The following is a 20,230-nucleotide window of genomic DNA, read 5'->3' as shown; positions in this document are numbered from 1 at the left end:
GTTTCGCGACCACGTAGAGGGTGCCTGGGAACTCTGCGCCGTAGCGAGCAGGTGCTCGGCGGAGTGCCTCGGCGCGCTGGAGGGGAGGGTTCGATGCGGAGCATCGTGCCCTTCGCTCCAGTGCGCCGAGGTGCCCGCCGAGTGCCGCGCAGTAGGCGCAGAGTTTCCAGGCACCCTCTAAGGTGGCCGGTATGCCCTTGACGTACCCCATCGCGGAGCAGACGCTCGACAACGGCCTGCGGGTCGTCGTCAGCTCGGACCGCGCGGTCCCGATCGTCGCCGTCAACCTCTGGTACGACGTCGGGTCGCGCCACGAACCGCCGGGCCTGACCGGGTTCGCGCACCTGTTCGAGCACCTGATGTTCCAGGGATCGCGCAACGTCGCCTCCGGTCAGCACTTCAGCCTGCTGGAGACTGCCGGCGCAAGCCTGAACGCGAGCACCTTCTTCGACCGCACCAACTACTTCGAGTCACTGCCCAGCGGCGGCCTGGACCTCGCCCTCTGGCTCGAGGCGGACCGGATGGGGTACCTGCTGGACGCGGTCAACCAGGAGAACCTGGACAACCAGCGGGACGTGGTCAAGGAGGAGAAGCGGCAAAGCTACGACAACCGGCCGTACGGTGATTCGTACGAGCGGCTGGTGAAGCTCGCCTTCCCCGCGGACCATCCGTACGCGCACATGACGATCGGCTCGATGGCCGATCTCGACGCCGCGTCGCTGGAGGACGTCCATGCCTTCTTCCGCAAGTACTACGGCCCGAACAACGCGGTGCTGACGATCGTCGGCGATGTGTCCGAGGACGACGCGTTCGACGCGGCCAAGCGGTACTTCGGGCATCTGCCCGCGATCCCCACGCCGCCGCCCGCGCCGGACGGGACGATCGGCCCGATGACCGACGTACGCCGCGACGACGTCGAATCCGACGTACCGTCCGACCTGGTGACGATGATGTTCCGCTTGCCGGTCGACGGCACGCCGGAGCTGGACGCGGCCGGGCTCGCGCTCGACATCCTCGCGGCCGGCCAGAGCGGACGGCTGAACCGGCGGCTGGTCCGCGACGAGCAGATCGCCCAGTCGGTGTCGGGCGGCGCGCTGCCGCTGATCGGCGGCGTCTCGTTCGGGACGCTGACAGGGATCGCTTCGGACGGGATCGATCTGCAGAAGGTCGAGGACGCGCTGCTCGAGGAGATCGAGAAACTCGCTGCGGACGGTGTCACCGAAGACGAGCTGGCGACCGTACAGGCACAGGCTGAGCGCGACTGGCTCGAGCAGCTGGCGACGTGCGCCGGCCGCGCGGACGAGATCTCGCATCACGCCCTGCTGTTCGGCGACGCGAACCGGATCAACACCCGGATCGACCAGGTCCAGGCCGTGACCGTCGAGCAGGTCCAGGCCGCCGCCGCGCAGTGGATTCGCGCGGCCGGGCGGGTGCAGGTCAGCTACCGCCGCAGTGAATCCGCTTCGGAGGAGCCGGTTTCGGGAGGGTCGGTTTCGGGAGAGCAGGTTTCGGGAGCGAAGGCTTCGGGAGAGTCGGGAGAGCAGGAATGAGCCAGGTTCTGACCACCCCGCCGGCCGTCGGCGCGCCGGGTCCGTGGAAGTTCCCGGAGTCGGTCACCACCCGGACCGCGGTCGGTACGCCGGTGCATGTCTTCGACCGACCGGGGCAGTACGTCGCGACCGTACGCGTCACGATCGCGATGCCGCTGATCGCCGAACCGCGTGACCTCGAAGGCGTCGCGACGATCATGTCGCGGACCCTCGACGAAGGCACCGAGCTGCACTCCGCGAACGAGTTCGCCGCCGCGCTGGAGCGGCACGGCGCCGCGTACGGGGTCGACGTCAGCTCGGATGCTCTCCACGTCGAGATCTCGGTCCCGGTATCGCACCTCGAGCCGGCCGTGCAGTTGCTGGCCGAGGCGATCACCCGGCCCGCGTTCAACCAGGCCGACGTCGGGCGGCATGTGACGATCCGGCTCGGCGAGATCAATCAGGAGCGCGCCAACGCCGGGTACCGGGCCCGGGAAGCGTTTGCGGCGCATTTGTTCGACACGTCGACGCGGCGCTCGCGGCCGACCGCTGGTACGCCGGACACGATCCGGCCGCTGACCAACGTCCAGGTCGCGGACTTCTACCGGAACAACATCGGGCCGGAGCGCGCGGAGATCCTGTTCGCGGGCGATGCGACCAGCGTGGATGTTGCCGGGATCATCGATTCCGCGTTCGGTACCTGGACCTCCTCGGCCGGAAGCGCGCTGGAGTCGCAGGAGCCCATCTACCTGCCGGGCAACCGCGTCGTACTGGTCGACCGGCCCGGCTCGGTGCAGAGCCAGCTGCTGATCGGCTGCGCGGGACCGGACCGGCGCGACCCCGCGTGGGGCTCGGCCGCGGTCGCGAACCACGTCGTCGGCGGCACGATCACCTCGCGCGTCGACACGGTGCTGCGGGAGGAGAAGGGCTACACGTACGGGACGCGGACCAGCTTCGCGGCACCGCGCAAGGGCGGGACGTTCAGCCTCGGCGGCGCCGTACGCACCGAGGTGACCGGCGCGGCGATCGGTGACGCGCTGCGGATCCTGCGCGAGGCCCGCGACGGCCTGACCGAGCAGGAGGTCCAGGAGGCGAAGGACAGCCTGATCCGGACCGCTCCCCTCCGGTACGAGCAGGCCGACTCGGTAGCGCAGCAGGTCGGCAGCAACATCGCCAACGGCGTACCGGTGGACTTCGCCGACACGTACCTCACCCAGATCGCCGCCACCACCGCGGCCGAGGCCACCGAGGCTTACCGGCGGTACGTCGGAACCGATGGGCTACTGGTCGTCGTCGTAGGGGAAGCGAAGGACGTACGCCCGCAGCTCGCGGGCCTCGACCTCGGCGACCTGATCGACCTGAGCTGACGGAACACACGGTTCCTCCGCTCAGCCGCTGAGCGGAGGAACCGCAATGACCTACCCCGAGCCGACCACGCGTCCTGCGCCGGCTACGCACTCCGGGCCGACCCAGTACCCCGAGCCGACCCGGTACCCCGAGCCGACGCGGTACCAGCTGCAGCCTGGTTACCAGGACCTGCCCGCGTACGGCGTACTGCGGGACCACTCGCAGGCAACGGTCGCGCTCGTCCTCGGGGTTGTTGCCTTCTGCACCGGATTCTTGTTCCTGTCCCCGATCGCGTGGTGGCTCGGCCGGCAGGCGGTACGGGAGATCGACGCCGCGCCCGGTGTGTACAACAACCGGGGCATGGCTCAAGCCGGGCAGATCTGCGGCCTCATCGGCACGATCCTGCTCGGAGCCGGCCTGCTGTTCGTCTTGGTGACGCTGGTGTTCGTGGTCAGCGTCTGAGGTCTGGCTGGGGGTTCGATCAGCTGCTGATGTAGTTGGAGAGCTGTTCCTTCTCGAACTCCAGCTCACCGATCCGGGACTTCACCACGTCCCCGATGCTCACCAGCCCGGCAAGGTTGCCGTCGACAACAACCGGTACGTGCCGGATCCGCCGATCCGTCATCATCCGCATCAGGTTGTCGATCAGGTCGTCCGGCGTACACGTATGCACCTCGGCCGTCATGATCGCGCTCACCCGCACGTCACCGGCCTCCGGCGTCCCGTTCCACAACCGCACCACGTCCCGCTCGGAAACAATCCCCGCGACCGACACCCCATCCGCGCTCACCACCACCGCGCCGATGTTGTGTTCAGCCAGCAAGGCAAGCAGTTCGGTGACAGTGGCTTCTGGGGAGATGGTGACGACCTGACTACCTTTACCACGCAGCACGTCATTAATCTTCACGGAGCCTCCTGCATCTAGAGGGACCAATACCTCAACCTACCCGCATTCCCCCACCCACCCCCAGTGACAACGACAGACAACCACCCACATCCACGCCCGGTGTGCGGTGAGTACGGCCGATGCGGCCGGTGCGGCCGGTGCGGCCGGTGCGGCCGGTGCGGCCGGTGCGGCCGATGCGGCCGATGCGGCCGATGCGGTGAGTGCGGCCGGTGCGGTCGGTGCGGTCGGTGCGGCGAATCCGGTGGGCGTGTTGAGTGCGGCGGATGCGGTGACTACGGCCGGTGCGGTGAGTCCGGCGATCCGGTGGGCGTGTTGAGTGCGGCGGATGCGGTGACTACGGCCGGTGCGGTGGGTGCGGCGAATCCTGTGGGGGTGTTGAGTGCGGCGGGTGCGGTGAGTGCGGGCCGGTGCGGTGAGGGTGATGGGTGCGGGGCGGCGGTTGGCAGCAGTTCCGTCGGCTGGGGCATCCATCGCACGACCGCGTACGACCCGCCCGGCACCGGGCCGCGCCGAACTCTCCGTCTGAGGGGTCATCCCCTCAGACGGTGGGTTGCCCCCTCAAATTCTCAGGGGGCAACCCACCACCTCAGGGGGCAAGCTGACCCGGCTGGGGCGGTCGTCTTAGCGGGCAAGCTGACCCGGCTGCGGCGGTCGTCCTCAGCGGGCAAGGTGGGGCGGCTGCGGTGGGTCGTTGGGCCGGGTTCGGGGCGGCCCCCGTGTGCGTACGCCGTGGCGGACCCGTTGAGTGGTCAACCCGTGGGTTTGCGCCTTCACCGGCCGCATCCGGGCGGTGAACGGGCATGTCAGGGGGTTAACCGCTCAAATGGTCCGCGGATCGGATCGGGCACACCGACCGGAATCCGATCCGGCAGGCCGGTGGCACGCCCGCCTGGCCGGTGCGGCAGGGTGCGCGGGGCGTGGGTGAGGTGGGACGCAGTCGAGCGCGGGTGGGTGGGACGCGGTAGGTAGTGCGCGGGTGAGGAGGGACGCAGTAGAGCGTGGGGTGGGCGGGGTAAAGCGTGAGGGTGGGCGGGGTAAAGCGTGGGTGGGTGGGCGTGGTGGGGTGGGGGTGGAGGTTAGGATCGCTCGGGCTTTGAGGTTTGTGGTCGGGCTTTGAGTTTGTGGTCGGGCTTTGAGGTGTGGGATCGGGCTTGAGCTGCTGGCTGGGTGTGAGTGGGTGGTGGGGAGAGGGGGCGGGGGTGGGGTTTCGGCGGGATTTGGTGGTGTTGCGGAATCGGGATGTTCGGGTTTTTGTTTTGGCTCGGTTTGTTTCGATTCTTGGGTCGACTATTGCGCCGGTAGCGCTGGTGTTTGCGGTGCTGGATGTGTCGGACTCGGCCGGGGCGGTCGGGACTGTGCTGGCTGCGCGGAGCATTCCGAATATCGTGTTCATGCTGATCGGTGGCGTGATCGCGGATCGGTTGCCGCGGCATCTGGTGCTGGTGGTGGCCAACACGGTCAGCGGGCTCACTCAGGGGCTGGCGGCGACGCTGGTGCTGACGGGGCACGCGACGATCTGGCAGCTCGCGGCGATCGAGGCGGTGAACGGGGCGGCGGCCGCGTTTGTGATGCCGGCGATGACGGGCATTCTGCCGTCGATCGTGGATCGGGCCGAACTCCCGCAGGCGAACGCGATCGCAGGGTTCGCGCGGTCGGCGGCGATGATCGGGGGCGGCGCGGTCGCGGGTGTGATCGTCGGGCTGACCGGGCCCGGGGTCGGGCTCGCGGTCGACGGGGTCACCTTTCTGATCGGCGCGTTTTTGCTGTCCAGGTTGACGATTCCGCGGATCACCCGCGCCGCCACCTCCGTACTGACCGATCTCAGAGAAGGCTGGAGCGAGTTCGTCTCGCGGCAGTGGGTCTGGGTGATCGTCCTCGCCTTCGGACTTCTGAACCTGATCTTCACCGCCTGCTACCAAACCCTCGGACCGGTCATCGCGGACCGTACGTTCGGCCGCGCCGGCTGGGGTCTGGTGAGCGCCTGCTTCGGTGCCGGTCTGGTGACGAGCGGCGTACTGATGCTCCGCCTCCGGCCGCGCCGCCCGCTCCGGATCGGCATGCTGGGCATGCTGCTGACCGTTCCGGTGATGCTGTCGCTCGCCCTGTACCCGAAGACGCCGGTGATGGCGGTGTCGGCGTTCCTGCTCGGTGTCGGTTTCGACGTGTTCGGGATCAGCTGGGAAACCGCGCTCGGCCAGCACGTACCGATCGACAAGCTTTCCCGCGTGGCCTCGTACGACATGCTCGGCTCTTTCATCGCCGGCCCGCTCGGCCAATTGACCGTCGGCTACCTTGCCGCCGCGATCAGCGTGAAAGCCGTCGAGTTGTACGGCGCCGGGCTCTTCGTCCTGATCACCGTGATCACACTGGTCGTACCAAGCGTGTGGAACTTGCGTAGGCTTGATACGTGAGCTCAATCGTTCCAGGACCCCGGAAGAAGCTCGAAGAGGAGATCACCGCGGCGCGCGCCGGCGCGAAGCCGCTGAATGCGAGTGATCTCAACCCGTCCGCGCCCCAGCACGCGGACCTGACGGGTCTCGACGACTGGCCGGACCCGCTGCGTACGACGGTGGAGACCGAACACGCCCGGGTCGAGGCCCTCGCGACGAACCGGCGTAAAACCGCGGACCTGACCGTGCCCGAACTGGTCCGGCAGCTCGGCACGCTCCTCGACCAGATCGCCGACGCGATCCAGGCCGCCCGCAAATCCAGCCCACCGGAAGAAGACCTGGAATCCGTCGCCGATCTCCTCGGCATCCCGGCCGAAGAGGCGAGCGCGTCGGCAGGCCGATCCGAGCGCCGCGCCGCCGCCCGTACGCTCAAACAGCTCCGCGGCCAGCTGAAGGACCTCGAGGCCACTCCGGACCACGGCCGCCTGACCAGGTTGACCACGTTCACGATCCGGCTCGCGCTGGTACTCGACCGTTCCCCGGAAGCGGGCGGTGCGCTGGCCCCGATCGCACTGGAGCGGTACGCCAACGCGATCCCCGACGCCCAGCGGGACTGGCCCTTCGACCGCAAACTCGCCTCCTGGCAGGACATTCATCGTACGCTCGGCGACTGATCGCGAACCGGCCCGCGCTTAGGGTGTGGGTCCAGGACTGAGGGAGGGTTCGTGAAGATCGAGTTGGCGACGGTGGTCTCGCAGCTCCGCGCCGAGTTGTCGGCGGCGCTGGCGGACGGCGCGGACGAGGACCTGCGGTTCGAGCTGGGACCGATCGAGCTGGAGCTGAACGTTGTCGTCGGCAAGGAGGCTGGGCCGGCGGCGAAGGTCAGGTTCTGGGTCGTCGATGCCGGTGCGGACGCGCGGTTCAGTACCGAATCCACGCAGCGGATCAAGCTCACGCTCAAACCACATCTCGCGAGCAACCCCGGCCACCGCCCGTGGATCGCCGGCGAGCCCGCCCCCGGCGAACGCTGACGTCCAGCGGGGACACGGCATGACGGAGATCGACGCGCATCGGGTCGCCGAGGTGATCGTCAAGGCTGCCGGTGGAATCGAGCGCCGCGGCTCCGGGTATCTGATCCGGCAGGGCCTCGTACTGACCGCGACGCACGTGATCGCCACCGCGCAATCCATCCGCGTGCGCTTCGACGCCGACCGCGTACCCGGCGAATGGTCGGCTTCCGGCGAACTCGTCTGGTCGGCCGGCGACGTCGCGGTACTCGCGATCACCCCGGCCGGCGACCCGGTTCCACCAGCGCGACTCGGCGGGATCGGCGACCGCGCCGCAAGCCTGCAAGTACGCGCGGTCGGCTTCCCCTGGTTCAAACTGCGCGCCGAGAGCGATCAGACCAGCTACCGCGACACGCATCAAGCCGACGGTACGGTCGCGACCCTGTCCAATCGCCGCGAAGGCACCCTCGAGGTCACTGTCAGCCCGCCCGCCGCGGACCCCGACCCGAAACGTTCGCCCTGGGACGGCATGTCCGGCGCCGCGCTGTTCGCCGGCGACCGGATCATCGGCGTACTGGCCGAACATCACCGCTCCGAAGGCCTCGGCCGGCTCTCCGCCGTACGGTTCGACGAGCGAGTCCTGACCGAGCTGGCCGACCTCCTCGGCGTACGCCCCGCGATGCTGGAGATCCATAGCCCGCACGAGCGAAACCAGCACGCCCGCCTGCTCGCACTCTCGAACACGATCGCACCGGACCAGCTACTCGATCGCACCGACGAACTCGCCGAGCTGGCAGCCTTCTGTGCAAGCGACGAGCCGTCGCACGCCCGCGACGTGGAGCACGAGGCAACCAACGAACTCGTCCGCGTTCTCCGCGGCCCGGACCGTCCGGTGATCGGCCTGCTCGCGGCCTCCGGAGGTGGTCTGAACAAGGAGGATCTGGCCGAGCTCACTGGACGATCCCGCTTCGACATCGCCGAGCAGTTCGCGGGTGCCCTCGGACGCAGCGTCCGGCTGACCGAGGCCGGGTACGTGTTCAGCCACGACGCCCTCCGCGCCACCGCCGAGGAGCAGCTCGGCGGCGAGGTCGTGCAACGACGCCGCGAACTCCACGCCTGGGCGGAGACCTACCAGCACCGGCATTGGCCCGAAGGCACACCGGACTACCTCCTGCGCACCTATCCACACCTGCTAGCCGCCGTCGGCGATCTGGACGGTCTGCTCTGGTGCGCCGAGGACAACGAACGCCACGACCGGCTGCGAGCCTGGACCGGAGCGGATCAGCTCGCCCTGTCCGAGCTGTTCTTGGCGCACCGTCTCAACACCATGCAGCAGCTTCCTGACTTGACGGTGGCGATGCGGCTCGCCGTACGACGTGCCAATCTGGCCGCTCGGTATGCCGGAATGCCCGCCTGCCTGCCCGCGGTACTCGAACTACTCGGTGAACGCACGCTGGCCGAAGCACTGGCGTACTCGATGACCGACTCCCGGCCGCGTGCCCTGGTCGAGCTGGCTCAGGTCGTCGCCGACACCGACCCCGACCGCGCCCAGTCGCTGGTAGGTCAGGTCCGCGACAATGCCGAGCGAACCGCCGCAATGGCGTGGCTGGCAGACCGGGCCGGTGATCATCGGCAAGCATCCAGCTTCGCCAGGACGGTCGACGACTACGACGTACGCGCCTCGCTCTGCACGGACTTGGCAGCCACGGCCGAAGCGGCAGCCGACTACGCGCGCGCCGACGAGTACACCGAGAGCATGGACCTGGTTCCGTTCACCCGGAGCCGCATCCTGCTGGCGCGTGCGCGGGCCGCGGCCGGGCGGGGCGATCTGTACCGCGCCGAGTCCTTGTACCGCTCGAACACCACCCACGTCTGGCCCGGCGATCGTGGCAACGTGCTCGTCGACCTGATCGGGGCCGCCCGCGCAAACGGCGCCAACGGCCGCGTCGAGGAACTCCTCGCCGAGGCGCGGGCGATCCGCGACGACGTACCACCGAGACTGGCCGCGTTCCTTGCGAACAGCTTCGAGAACAGCTCCGAGGCCGCGCTTCTGGCCGAGTACGGGAGCGGGCGATGCAACCAGGAAGTGGCCGAGGCTTTCGCTGCCATGGGCAACTATCGTCGGGCCGAAGACCACTGCAGGGCAGAACAGCACTGCCAAGCGCACGAGAAGTGCCAAGCCGAGGTGTACGCCCTAGTGGCGAAGCAGGCGGCGCTCGCGGGGAACAACCAGCAGGCCAGCTACTTCGTCGACCAGTGCCACCGGATCATGGCGTCGGCCGGTGGCGCGTCGCCGCTGGACCGCGTCGGCCCGATCGACCTGATCCTGCTCACCGTTGCCGCCGGGCAGCTCGACCGGGCCAGATCCATCGTCAGCTCGACGAGCGATCCCGAGCTGCGGATCGTCCTGCGTTGCGCCCTCGCCCACGCCCTGGCCCGGCAGCACGAACTGAGCGCGGCGACCGCGGTACTTCAGAACGTGGCGCCGACCTTGCTGTCCTGGATGGACTCGTCCCGGTCCCCGATGAACGCGAAGACGGCCTACGAGGAGGCGTTCCCGGCGGCGCTGCTGACCGGCGACCTCGAACTGGCCCGGCGTACGTTCCTGGCCGCCTCGCCGGTCCTGTACTCCCGCGCAGGCCCCAATCTGTTCGCATCCGCGGCTGCCGATCACGTCGAGCCGATCCGGTCGATGATTCGCGAGTTGCGGACGACGACCGACCGTGCTGCCGCGACGGTGGACTTCGCCACGACGCTGCTGCCACACCACCCGTCCACCGCGGCCGAGCTGGCGCGGGAAGTGTTCACTCTGCTGACCGGCTCGCAGCAGGACTACGACCTGCACCTCATCCTCGAGGCCGCCACCTGTACGCCCGGCGACGCCCACGCGATGGTCGAGTACGTCCGATCCGCCGTACCGGCGTTCAAGCTCCCGGAGTTCAGCTCCTCCCTGGCTCGTGCCTTGGCGACCGCCGGTGACTACCCGGCTGCCGATGCGGCACTGCGGAGCCGTTCCGACGACGACGAGTATCTGACCGAGATCTACGCCCAGCTGGCCCTCGCCGCCGTACACAACCGGGATCTGGAGCAGGCCCAGGTGTATCGCGACCGCGCGGTCACTCTGCTCGGTCGAGTGCCCTGGGACGAACGCCGGCTGTACGCGTACCGCATCATCTCCGAGGTCACCGACAAACTGGGCGAGACCGCCGCTGCCGACTCGTACGCCGCGAGCCTCCGCCTGCCGTTCGGCCAGGCGCTGGTCTTCCTGCACCTGGCCGACAAGGGCTCCGACAAACAGATCCGCCGCAGACTCGCCGAAGCACTGTGGATCGACCTGCCGGCAGACGCGATCAAACGCGCGGTGGACCTCGACCCCGGCTGTCTGAACCCCTTGCTCAGCCCTTGATCGCGCCGCCCAGGGCGAAGGCGCCGCCGAGCTTCTTGCTGAGCAGAAGGTACAGCAGCAGGACCGGCATCGTGTAGATGATCGAGTACGCCGCCAGCTGCCCGTAGTTCGGTTCGCCGTACTGGCTGAAGAACGTGAAGATGCTGACCGACGCCGGCAACCGCTCCGGCGAGAGCAGCAGCATGAACGGGACGAAGAAGTTGCCCCACATGCCGATGAACGTGAAGATCAGCACCACCGCGATCCCCGGCCACATCAGCGGCAGCACGATCGCCCGCAGCGCGCGCATGTTGCCGGCGCCGTCGACCCAGGCCGCTTCCTCCAGCGAGATCGGTACGCCGTCCATGAACGTCTTGGTCAGCCAGATCGCGAACGGCAACGAACTGGTCGCCATGAACATGATGGTGCCACCAATGGTGTCGACCAAGTTCAGCTGCACGAACAGCCCGTACACCGGGACCATCACCGCGGTGATCGGCAGGCCGGTGCAGAACAGCACCGTGAGCAGGAACGGCCGGTTGAACCTGGTCTTGAAGCGCGACAGCGGGTACGCCGCCAGCACCGCGCAGACCATCGTCAGCAACGCGGATCCACCGCACAGCACCAGACCGTTCAGCACCGGGCGGTAGGTCGTGTCGGTGTTCAGTACGGCCTTGAAGTTGCCCAGCGTCGGATGCGTCGGGAACTCGACCCGCAGCCCGGCCGTCCGGTTGATCGACGCGAACAGCACCCACAGCAAGGGCAGTACGAACAGCACGCCGATCGCCAGCAGGACCAGGTTCGACGCGAGTTTACTGAGCTTGTCCCGCGCGATCATGCGGCCTCCGAGTTCAATCCACGCAGGTAGATCAGTGAGAAGACCGCACCGATCGCCAGCATCACCAGGGCGATCGCGGTGCCGTACCCGATCTGGGAGAAGCTGAACGCCTGCTCGTACATGTACAGCGGCAACGTCTGGCTCTTCGTCCCCGGGCCGCCGCGGGTCATCGCGTAGATCAGGCCGAACACGCTCAGCGTCTGCAGCGTGATCAGCATCAGGTTGGTCATGATCGCCCGGCTGATCATCGGCAGCGTGACGAACACCAGCCGGCGGAACCCGGCCGCGCCGTCCATCTCGGCCGACTCCTCGATCTCCTTCGGCACTTCGCTCAGCGCCGCGGAGTACACCAGCATCGAGAACGCCGTACCGCGCCAGATGTTGGCCAGCGACACCGCGATGATCGGTGCCGCGTACAACCAGTCCTGACCGGGCAGGCCGACCGCGTGCAGCATCACGTTCAGCGTGCCGTTGTCGTTGAAGAACGCGCTCAGCAGGTACGCCGCGACCACCTCAGGCAGGACCCAAGCGCCGATCACCGCGGTGCCGACGAAGTTCCGTACCACCTTGGTGGACCGGCGCATCAGCAGCGCGAGCCCGAGACCGAGGGTGTTCTGGCCGATGATCGCGGAGATCAGCGTGAACACCAGGGTCATCCAGATCGCGTTCGTGAACGCGTTGCTGCCGAAGGCCTTGCGGAAGTTGTCCAGGCCGACGAACTGCACGTTCGCCGCGCCGGTACCGGTGAGCGCCATGTTCGTGAACGCGGCGTACACGCAGTAGAGGATCGGGCCGGCCAGGAAGACCAGCATCAGCCCGATGGCCGGCGTCAGCGGCAGCATCTTGACCAGTTTGGCGCCCCGCGGCCGCCCGCTCCGGTTCGGAGCGGGGGCAGCCGCGGACGGCGCGACAGTCGTCGTCACAGCGGGGATCCCTTCGAGCCGGGACTACTGTCCGGTGCTCTGGGTGGTTGTCTTGTCCTTGCCGCCGACGATGCCCTCGACCGCCTGGTCGTAGTTCTTCGCGGCGTCGTCCGGCGACGACTGGCCGGTCATCACCGCCTCCATCGCGGTGATGATCTCGTTCGACACCTTCGGGTACTCCGGCAGCGCCGGCCGGTACACGGTCACCGAGACCAGGTCGGTGAAGAACTGCGTGCTCTTCGAGGACTCCTTGTACGAGGTGTCCGACGCGACGTCCTTGCGGACCGCGATCTGCGCGCCGTCGGTGGCGTACTTGATCGCGTTCTTCTGCGTCTGCAGGGTCTTGATGAAGTCCCAGGCGGCGTCCGGCGACTTCGACTTGGCCGGGATCGCCCAGGTCCAGCCACCGGAGAGGCTGACCTTGCCCTTGCCGCCACCGTCCTGGGTCGGCATCGCGGCCTGGCCGAGCGTCTCGCTCCACGCCGGCCACGGCTTCGGGCCGGTCTTCAGCCAGTTGTTGTACAGCCACGAGCCGTCCAGCGCGATCCCCAGCTTGCCGCCCGGCAGCAGCTCGCTGCCGACCCGGGAGCCCATGTTCGGGTCGAGCGCTTCCTTCGGCGACGGGCCGATGCCTTCGGTGTAGACGGTCTTGATGAAGTTCAGCGCGTCCTTGAAGCCCTGACTGCCGACGACCCACTTCTTCTGGTCGTAGTTGTACAGCGTGTCCTTGGTGCCGTAGAGCAGCATCTCGAAGCCCTGCATGGCCGAGGCTTCACCCATCGGCTTGCCGGAGTAGATGTTGAACGGCGTCACGCCAGGCACCTTCTGCTTGATGGCGCGCGCGGCCGCGAGAACGTCGTCCCAGTTCTTCGGCTGCCAGTCGGCCGGCAGGCCTGCCTTGGCGAAGATCTGGCGGTTGTACCAGAGGGCGCGCGTGTCGGTGCCGTCCGGAATGCCGTACGTCTTGCCGTCCTGGCCCTTCGCCGCGCCCTTCGCGGTCTCCTCGAACTGGTTCCAGTCCGGCCAGCCCTTGATGTAGTCGTCGAGCGGCTTCAGGTACCCCGCGGTGATGTCGGAGTTGATCAGGAAGGTGTCCTCGTAGACGATGTCCGGCGCCGTGTTCGGCGAGCGCATCATCAGCTGCAGCTTGGTGTAGTAGTCGTTCTCGCTGGCAACGATCGGCACGATCTCGACCTGCGAGCCGGGATGCGCGGACTCGTACTCGGACTTCACGCCGGTGAGGAACTGCTTCATCACCGTGCCCGGACCCCACTGCTGGTACGCGATCTTGATGTGCGCGGGACCGGCGCTCTGCGAACCGCCGGAGTCCGGCTGCTTCGTCGTCGAGCCCTGACTGCAGGCCGTGACCGCGAGCAGAAGTGCGCTCACGGCGGCTGCCGCCTTGATTCCGAGGCCTGCTTTGAAACGTTTCCTGGTCAGCATCAGGTCCACCTTCGGGCAATCGTTGTCATGCCGGTACCACTACCCAAACCCTGCGGGCTTTCCCGTGACCGTAGGAGCGCTCCCAGGCCGAAGTCAATGCTTGACAGACAACGTTGTCGCGGCAGTTACGTGCTGACGCGGTGACCTGGACGTAACGATCCGGTCACCGCGTTGTCATACCCGTACTTTGTCAGGCCGGGACCGCATTCGCCTCCTGACCAGCGGGTACGGCGCGTCCCCGGGAGCGCAGTGCGCCGAGCCCGCAGAAGAGCAGTCCGGCGAGCAGCCAGCAGCTCAGTACGACGAGCGGGCGGCCGGCGCCGGCACCGTCGAAAAAGCTGACCGAGCGCAACGCCGTACCGGCTGCTCCAGGCGGCAGCAACTGTCCGAGCGCGCCCCAGCCACTCGGCAGCATCTCGGGCGCGCTCGTCATCCCGGAGAGCGGGTTGCCGAGGAGCATCATCACCGCGCCGCCGAGCGCGAGCCCCGGCGTGCCGAGCAGCCATTCGAGACCGAGCAAGGTCAGGCTGATGGCCGCGATCGACATCGCGATCACACCCGCGTTGCCGAGATAACTGCCTTCGAACGAGCCGAGCCAGTACTGCAGTACGGCCGCCAGCGCGAGCCCACCGGTGATCGCGAACGTGATCGCGCCGATCATCCGCCGCGGCCCGGAGCGCACCAGCTTCGTCAGCGCGGCCGCGGCGAGAATCCCACCGAGTACGAGCGGCAATGCGCCCGCGGCCAGCCCGGCGCCACGCGGATCGTCCTTGGGCAACGGCACCAGATCAGTCACCTTCGCCGGCGTCGGCATCCGGCCGGCCAGCTGGGTCAGGATCTGCGCGACCGCCGGACCACCGGCTGACGCGGTCAGTACCTCGGGTTGTGCGGTCTCCAGCACGATGGCGCCGTACGCGTCCCGGTCTTTGATTTGCTGCACCGCTGCCGCTCGATCGGCTACGGCGGTGAGCTCGAAACCACCCGGCATCGCCTGGTCGAGGGCCGCCTTGACCTGCGCGACCGCCGGCGCTGGACCGGCCACCGCGAGCGGAACGTCGCGCGGTTCGGAGCGGGCCGACGGCCAGGCGAACGCGATCAGGAGCACGGTGAGGATCGCGGTCAGCAGGGTGACGACAGCGATCAAGGGCGGCCGGCGTGGGGCCGCGTGCGCCTCGGTGGTCATGGCTGTTCTCCCTATAAACCGAATGATCGTTCTTTATCAGTTCGAGCCTGGCGCGAGGCCTGCCGACTTGTCAAGAACGGACATTCGTTTTAAGTTGCGAAGGTGCCGAAGGTCACCGAGGAACACCGCCTGGCCCGCCGCGCCCAGATCGTCGCCGCGGCCCGGACCTGCGTGATCGAGGAGGGCTTCCACAAGACCACGATGGCGGACGTGATCCGGGTGTCCGGCCTGTCCGCGGGGGCCGTCTACGGCTACTTCAAGAGCAAGGAAGAGATCGTCGCCGCAATCGCCGAGGAGGCGCTGAGTACGGTCGACGAACTCTTCGACCACATCCTCGAGACCGGCGAGCCGCTGACCCCGCTGGCCGCGATGGAGGCGACCATCGAGCACGTGGTCACGATCGCCGAGGCACCGGGCGGCGACGTCACCCGGGTGGGGATCCAGGCCTGGTCCGAGTCGCTCCGCAACGAGGCGATCCGCGAGGTCGCGAAGAGCAAGTACATGAAGCTGCGCGGCCACTTCCTGGAGATCGCCCGCCGCGCGCAGGCCGACGGCACGGTCGACCCGGACACCGACCCGGAGGCGATCGCGCAGGTGATGTTCGGGATGATCCCCGGATTCATCCTGCAGCGCCTGATCATCGGCGACGTCACCCCGGCCAGCTACCGGGCCGGTCTACGCGCTCTTCTCCGCTCCTAACCCACTTTTCGCGCTGAACTGCGCTGGCTCGCGGGAGTGTTCCGGAGAGCAGACAGAAGGTGGTGTTTTGTCCACCCGGGCAGTCGACTGAACACCATCGAGGTGAGCGCCGCCACTCCGTAGCGTCGTCGGCATGAGAAAGCGCACGCAGGAACACGTCGACGGCACCGGGTACTCGGTCGTGCTGGACGACGTACGACGGGTCTACGGACGCGGTGGCAACGCGGTCACCGCTCTGAACGGGATCTCGATGAAGTTCGCCCCCGGCACCTTCACCGCGGTGATGGGTCCGTCCGGCTCGGGCAAGAGCACCTTTCTGCACTGCGCCGCCGGGCTCGACCGGCCGACCTCCGGCAGCGTCCTGATCGACGGGCAGCCGCTGGCCGGGCTGAGCGAGCGCAAGCTGACCGAGCTGCGCCGGGAGCGGATCGGGTTCGTCTTCCAGTCCTTCAACCTGCTGCCCGCGCTCACCGTCTGGCAGAACGTCTGCCTGCCGCAGGAACTCGACGGCCGCCGCGTGAACAAGGAAGCGGTCCGTCAGGTCCTCGACCGGGTCGGCCTCGCCAACCGGCACAAGCACCGCCCGGGCGAACTGTCCGGCGGTCAGCAGCAGCGCGTCGCGATCGCCCGCGCGCTCGTCGCCCGTCCGGCGGTGATCTTCGCGGACGAGCCGACCGGTGCCCTCGACACGCAGACCGCGGCCGACGTACTCGAACTGCTCCGTGAGCCGGTGCGCACCCAAGGTCAGACCGTGGTGATGGTCACGCACGATCCGGTCGCGGCATCGTACGCCGACCAGGTCGTGTTCCTCGCCGACGGCGTACTGGCCGGCAGCCTGACCGCGCCGACGGCCGAACAGGTCGCGGACCGGATGACCCACCTCGGCGCCCGCTCGAACCTTCAGGTCGTGGCCGGATGATGCGCCTGGCCGTTCGTACGCTGCGCTTCCGCAAGAGCGGATTCATCGCCACCTTCGTCGCCGTCATCTTCGGGACCGCGATCGTGATGGCCTGCGGCGGTTTGATGGAGACCGGCATCCGGTCCAACGTCCAGCCGGAGCGCCTGGCCGCCACCTCACTTGTTGTCACCGGCAACCAATCGCACCTGCGGCCCGGCGCCGAAGACGCCACTCCCCTGCCGGAGCGGGTCGGTGTACCGGTCGACCTGCTTGCCAAGATCCGTTCTACTGAAGGGGTTTCGTCCGCGACGGGCGACTACACCTTCCCGGCTGTGGGTCCGACGGCCTCTGAGGGGCACAACTGGTCCGGTGCATCGCTTGCTCCGTACACGCTGACGGCTGGCCGCGCGCCGCGTACCGGTGAGGTCGTGGTTTCGTCCGGCAAGGTCGGCAGTCAGGCTGTGTTCCTGATCGACGGCACGCCGAAGACGTTCAGGGTCAGCGGTGTCGCGCGTGGTCCGGCCGGTCATGCGTTCTTCGCCGACCAGGACGCCGCTCAGCTCGTACGCAACCCCGATCGCTTCGCGGACGTCGGCGTACAAGTTGCCACCGGCACTGATCTGGACGCCGTCAAGAAGCGCCTGGAGAAGCTCGACGGCAACCTGACGGTCCGGTCCGGTGTCGACCGTGGCCTGGCCGAGCACCCGGACGCCGAGTCGCACCGGACGGCGCTGATCTCGATCTCCGGCTCGTTCGGCGGGATCGCGGTGATGACGATGATGTTCGTGGTCGCGTCCACGCTCGCGCTCTCCGCACAGCACCGGGAACGCGAGTTCGCCCTGCTGCGCGGCATCGGCACCACTCCGGGCCAGGTCCGGAAGATGATCCTCGGCGAGTCGCTGATGGTGGCGCTGCCGGCGGTTCTGCTCGGTTGTGTGCCGGGGATCTTCCTCGGCCGGTTCCTGTTCGAGCAGCTCGGTTCGCACGGCGTCGCGTCGCCGGTGGTCGAGTTCTCCCAGGGCTGGATTCCGTTCGCGGCCGGCGCGGGCGCGGCAGTACTCGCGGCCATCGGCGCGGCCCTGATCGCGGCGCGGAAGTCGGCCAAGATCCGTCCGGTCGAGGCTTTGGTCGAGGCGTCGCTGCAGCGGAAGTGGTTCGGCTGGGTACGTCTGTTCTTCGGCCTGGCTTTCCTGGGTGGCGGACTCGCGCTGCTGATCGTCACCATGGCGGTCATGACCGGACCGCTGGCCGGCGCGACGGCGGGACCGTCGGTGCTGTGCTGGGCAATCGGGGTCGCGTTGCTCGGACCGTTCTGGACGAAGCTGGTGCTGGCGTTCTGGCGCTGGCCGGTGCAGGCGCTGACCCGGGTCAACGGGCGGCTCGCGATTCGCAACCTGTCGGCGCGGTCGGTGGCGATGTCGGCCGCGGTGATGCCGGTGATGCTCGCCGTCGGTATCTCGACTGCGAACCTCTACATGCAGACCACGCAGGTCCATGCGGCCTCGGAAGCCTTCACTCGTGACCTCCGGGCGGACGCTGTCCTCGCGTCGGATGCAGGGATGTCGTCGGCGCTGCTCAAGCAGGTACGTGCGGTTCCTGGCGTGACTAGTGCGTCGGCGTTCGTCCGCAGTACTGCCGCCATCGACGAACCGCGGAACGCTCCGTTCGACGAGGACGGTGCGCCGGTGATCGGCGTGGACGCGCAGGGCAAGGACGGTACTGCGCCGGTGCGGCTGACTTCCGGTTCGCTGAGTGGTCTGACTGGATCGACCGCTGCGATTCCGGAGTACATGGCGTCGAAGACCGGGCGTGGTGTCGGGTCGGAAATCGCGCTGACTTTGGGCGACGGTACGCCGGTGAAGCTGCGGGTGGTCGCTACGTTCGCGGCGGAGCGTGGGTACGAGATGCTCATCCTGCCCGCGTCGTTGGTTGCTGCACACACGACCGATGGTCTGACGAAGCAGGTGCTGGTACGTACCGCGCCTGGCACGGACCTCGGCCCCGCGTTGGCGAAGGTCGCCGCGGCGCATCCGGGCGTACACGTCGCTGATCGCAGCACACTGGTCACCGCGAACGCGGCGGATCTGCAGACGCAGGCGTGGGTGAACTACATGCTCGTCGGGATGCTGATCGCGTACACCGCGGTGTCCGTGGTGAACACGCTCGTGTCGACAACGCTACGCCGGCGCCGCGAGTTCTCCCTGCAGCGCCTGACCGGCTCCACCCGCTTCCAGATCCTCCGAATGCTCACCACCGAGAGCACCCTCATCACTCTGGCCGGCATCACGCTAGGCACGGCAGTTGCCCTCGCCTGCCTGATCCCCTTCTCCGCAACCATCTCCACCAGCGCCCTCCCCGCCGGCCCAATCTCCATCTACCTGACCATCGCCGCCACCGCGGCCGTCCTCACCTTCACCTCCACCCTCATCCCCGCACTAGCCGCCCTCCGCCACGCCCCCACCAGCCCCAACCACGACTAACACCCCCAACCAGCACCCCCCAACCAACCGCTGGCACCGGCACCCAGACAAACGATGACCACACAACCCGCCACATCACCACCCGCCACCCCACCCACCCACTCAGCACTGGCCGAGGCGGGCAGCACGCCGGGCCAGCACGCCCGGGCCAGCACGGGCGAGGCAGCACGAGGCAGTACAGCGTCAGGCCGGGCAACATCAGGCCGGGGCAGCATCAGGCCGGGGCAGCACCAGGCCGGCAGCACCGGGGCGGGCAGCACCAGGCAGGGCAGCACCGGGGCGTGCAGCACCAGGCAGGGCAGCACCGCCCCACCAACCACTCACCCCAAGCACCCACCCACCACACGCATGCATCCGCCCACCACACGCCTGCACCCACCTAACACCGGGTCGACCGCCTCGCCCAGGCTTCACCCACCACTCACCCGAGAACCCGACCACCCCACGCCCGCACCCACCTCCACCCAGCCGACCGCCCCCACCCATGCCTCACCAACCACCCACCCCAAGCACCCCTCCACCGCACCCCTGCACCCCCTTGCACCGGACCGACCGCCCGCCCAGGCCTAACCAACCACCCACCTCGAGCACCCGCCCACCCCACGCCCGACCCACCTACACGGGACCAACCGCCTGGCTCAAGCGTCGCCAACCACCCGGGGCCCCGCCACCCACCCACCGCCCGCCTGCTCCCGCCCAGCCCACGCACTTATCCGCGCCGGGGTGGGCGGTTGGCTCCGGACCAACGCCCGCCGTCCCGGCGCCATTTCAGAGGTGAACCCCCGCGGTTGCCCCTTCACCACCCGCATGCGTGGCGTGAACGGACAACCGCGGGGGTTAACCCCTCAAGTGATCGGTGCCGAGGGGCAGCTGAAGCGCCAGACAGGCAGGCTTGCCCCCTCAGGTGGAGGGTTGCCCCCTGAAAATTCGAGGGGCCAACCCTCCATTCGAGGGGGCAACCCTCTAGTTGAGGGGATGACCCCCGTTACCTTCTTCGTGATCCCGCGGTGCGGGGTTCTGGTCGCTGGGTTCGGTATGACTTACTGCCCCTGTCGTAGGCATGATCCGGGGGGTGTTGTCGCCGGGCCTGGTGGCGTTGGTTGACCGCTGATAGGGACAGGGCCACCCGGTTGTGGGTAGGTCTCTTCGTAACGTGGGTGCCGGCATCCTTCGCCTGATCTGATCGGCCAGTGGATTCGAC

General features: G+C 68.2%; 16 protein-coding genes. 11 read left to right on the top strand and 5 right to left on the bottom strand.

All coding sequences use genetic code 11. From position 1 onward, the window contains the following. Nucleotides 1-191 precede the first annotated feature (191 nt). Genes ABD260_RS23585 through ABD260_RS23575 form a run of 3 tightly spaced genes read left to right on the top strand, consistent with a single transcriptional unit; the run spans nucleotide 192 to nucleotide 3,338 of the window. Nucleotides 192-1,550 (top strand): M16 family metallopeptidase, encoded by a 1,359-nt coding sequence (locus tag ABD260_RS23585; RefSeq protein WP_344236400.1) that lies wholly within the window; start codon nucleotides 192-194, stop codon nucleotides 1,548-1,550. Beyond that, nucleotides 1,547-2,896: a M16 family metallopeptidase gene (locus tag ABD260_RS23580; protein ID WP_344236398.1), complete on the top strand. Its 1,350-nt coding sequence runs from the start codon at nucleotides 1,547-1,549 to the stop codon at nucleotides 2,894-2,896. The genes ABD260_RS23585 and ABD260_RS23580 overlap by 4 nt, the downstream gene beginning before the upstream one ends. A 46-nt stretch (nucleotides 2,897-2,942) precedes the next feature. After that, complete coding sequence (locus ABD260_RS23575) at nucleotides 2,943-3,338, top strand: DUF4190 domain-containing protein (protein WP_344236396.1); 396 nt, start codon at nucleotides 2,943-2,945, stop codon at nucleotides 3,336-3,338. Between the two features lie 19 nt (nucleotides 3,339-3,357). Here ABD260_RS23575 and ABD260_RS23570 read toward each other — a convergent pair whose 3' ends face one another. Further along, nucleotides 3,358-3,783 (bottom strand): CBS domain-containing protein, encoded by a 426-nt coding sequence (locus ABD260_RS23570; protein ID WP_344236394.1) that lies wholly within the window; start codon nucleotides 3,781-3,783, stop codon nucleotides 3,358-3,360. Nucleotides 3,784-3,889: 106 nt separating this feature from the next. Between ABD260_RS23570 and ABD260_RS23565 the strand changes: the two genes are divergently transcribed. From ABD260_RS23565 to ABD260_RS23545, 5 genes are all read left to right on the top strand, one after another. Further along, nucleotides 3,890-4,099, top strand: a complete 210-nt coding sequence (locus ABD260_RS23565) for a hypothetical protein (RefSeq protein WP_344236392.1) — start codon at nucleotides 3,890-3,892, stop codon at nucleotides 4,097-4,099. A gap of 823 nt (nucleotides 4,100-4,922) precedes the next feature. Beyond that, a complete protein-coding gene (locus tag ABD260_RS23560; RefSeq protein ID WP_344236390.1) occupies nucleotides 4,923-6,194 on the top strand; it encodes an MFS transporter in 1,272 nt (423 codons plus the stop codon). After that, nucleotides 6,191-6,847, top strand: coding sequence for a hypothetical protein (locus ABD260_RS23555; RefSeq protein ID WP_344236388.1), 657 nt, complete (start codon nucleotides 6,191-6,193; stop codon nucleotides 6,845-6,847). Before ABD260_RS23560 ends, ABD260_RS23555 begins: the two co-directional genes overlap by 4 nt. Nucleotides 6,848-6,898: 51 nt before the next feature. Continuing rightward, on the top strand, nucleotides 6,899-7,204 hold the full coding sequence (locus tag ABD260_RS23550; RefSeq protein ID WP_344236386.1) for a trypco2 family protein: 306 nt from the start codon (nucleotides 6,899-6,901) through the stop codon (nucleotides 7,202-7,204). Nucleotides 7,205-7,223: 19 nt separating this feature from the next. Beyond that, on the top strand, nucleotides 7,224-10,586 hold the full coding sequence (locus ABD260_RS23545) for a S1 family peptidase (RefSeq protein WP_344236384.1): 3,363 nt from the start codon (nucleotides 7,224-7,226) through the stop codon (nucleotides 10,584-10,586). Here ABD260_RS23545 and ABD260_RS23540 read toward each other — a convergent pair. The 4 genes from ABD260_RS23540 to ABD260_RS23525 form a co-directional block, all read right to left on the bottom strand. Then, on the bottom strand, nucleotides 10,576-11,403 hold the full coding sequence (locus ABD260_RS23540; RefSeq protein ID WP_344236382.1) for a carbohydrate ABC transporter permease: 828 nt from the start codon (nucleotides 11,401-11,403) through the stop codon (nucleotides 10,576-10,578). The genes ABD260_RS23545 and ABD260_RS23540 overlap by 11 nt on opposite strands. Then, entirely contained in the window at nucleotides 11,400-12,326 is a 927-nt protein-coding gene (locus ABD260_RS23535) for a carbohydrate ABC transporter permease (protein WP_344236380.1), read from the bottom strand. The genes ABD260_RS23540 and ABD260_RS23535 overlap by 4 nt, the downstream gene beginning before the upstream one ends. A 24-nt stretch (nucleotides 12,327-12,350) precedes the next feature. Then, nucleotides 12,351-13,769 (bottom strand): extracellular solute-binding protein, encoded by a 1,419-nt coding sequence (locus ABD260_RS23530; protein WP_344236378.1) that lies wholly within the window; start codon nucleotides 13,767-13,769, stop codon nucleotides 12,351-12,353. 190 nt (nucleotides 13,770-13,959) lie between these two features. After that, a complete protein-coding gene (locus ABD260_RS23525) occupies nucleotides 13,960-14,952 on the bottom strand; it encodes a hypothetical protein (protein ID WP_344236376.1) in 993 nt (330 codons plus the stop codon). Between the two features lie 102 nt (nucleotides 14,953-15,054). Here ABD260_RS23525 and ABD260_RS23520 point away from each other — a divergent pair, with 102 nt between their 5' ends. From ABD260_RS23520 to ABD260_RS23510, 3 genes are all read left to right on the top strand, one after another. Beyond that, complete coding sequence (locus ABD260_RS23520; RefSeq protein WP_344236374.1) at nucleotides 15,055-15,651, top strand: TetR/AcrR family transcriptional regulator; 597 nt, start codon at nucleotides 15,055-15,057, stop codon at nucleotides 15,649-15,651. Nucleotides 15,652-15,784: 133 nt separating this feature from the next. Then, a complete protein-coding gene (locus ABD260_RS23515) occupies nucleotides 15,785-16,570 on the top strand; it encodes an ABC transporter ATP-binding protein (RefSeq protein ID WP_344236372.1) in 786 nt (261 codons plus the stop codon). Continuing rightward, nucleotides 16,567-19,029: an ABC transporter permease gene (locus tag ABD260_RS23510; protein ID WP_344236369.1), complete on the top strand. Its 2,463-nt coding sequence runs from the start codon at nucleotides 16,567-16,569 to the stop codon at nucleotides 19,027-19,029. Before ABD260_RS23515 ends, ABD260_RS23510 begins: the two co-directional genes overlap by 4 nt. Nucleotides 19,030-20,230 lie beyond the last annotated feature (1,201 nt).

This window comes from Kribbella hippodromi (genome assembly GCF_039531045.1).
Taxonomy (GTDB): Bacteria; Actinomycetota; Actinomycetes; order Propionibacteriales; family Kribbellaceae; genus Kribbella; species Kribbella hippodromi.
Note: the sequence above shows the minus strand (reverse complement) of the source record. Positions and strands in the feature narration are given on the sequence as shown.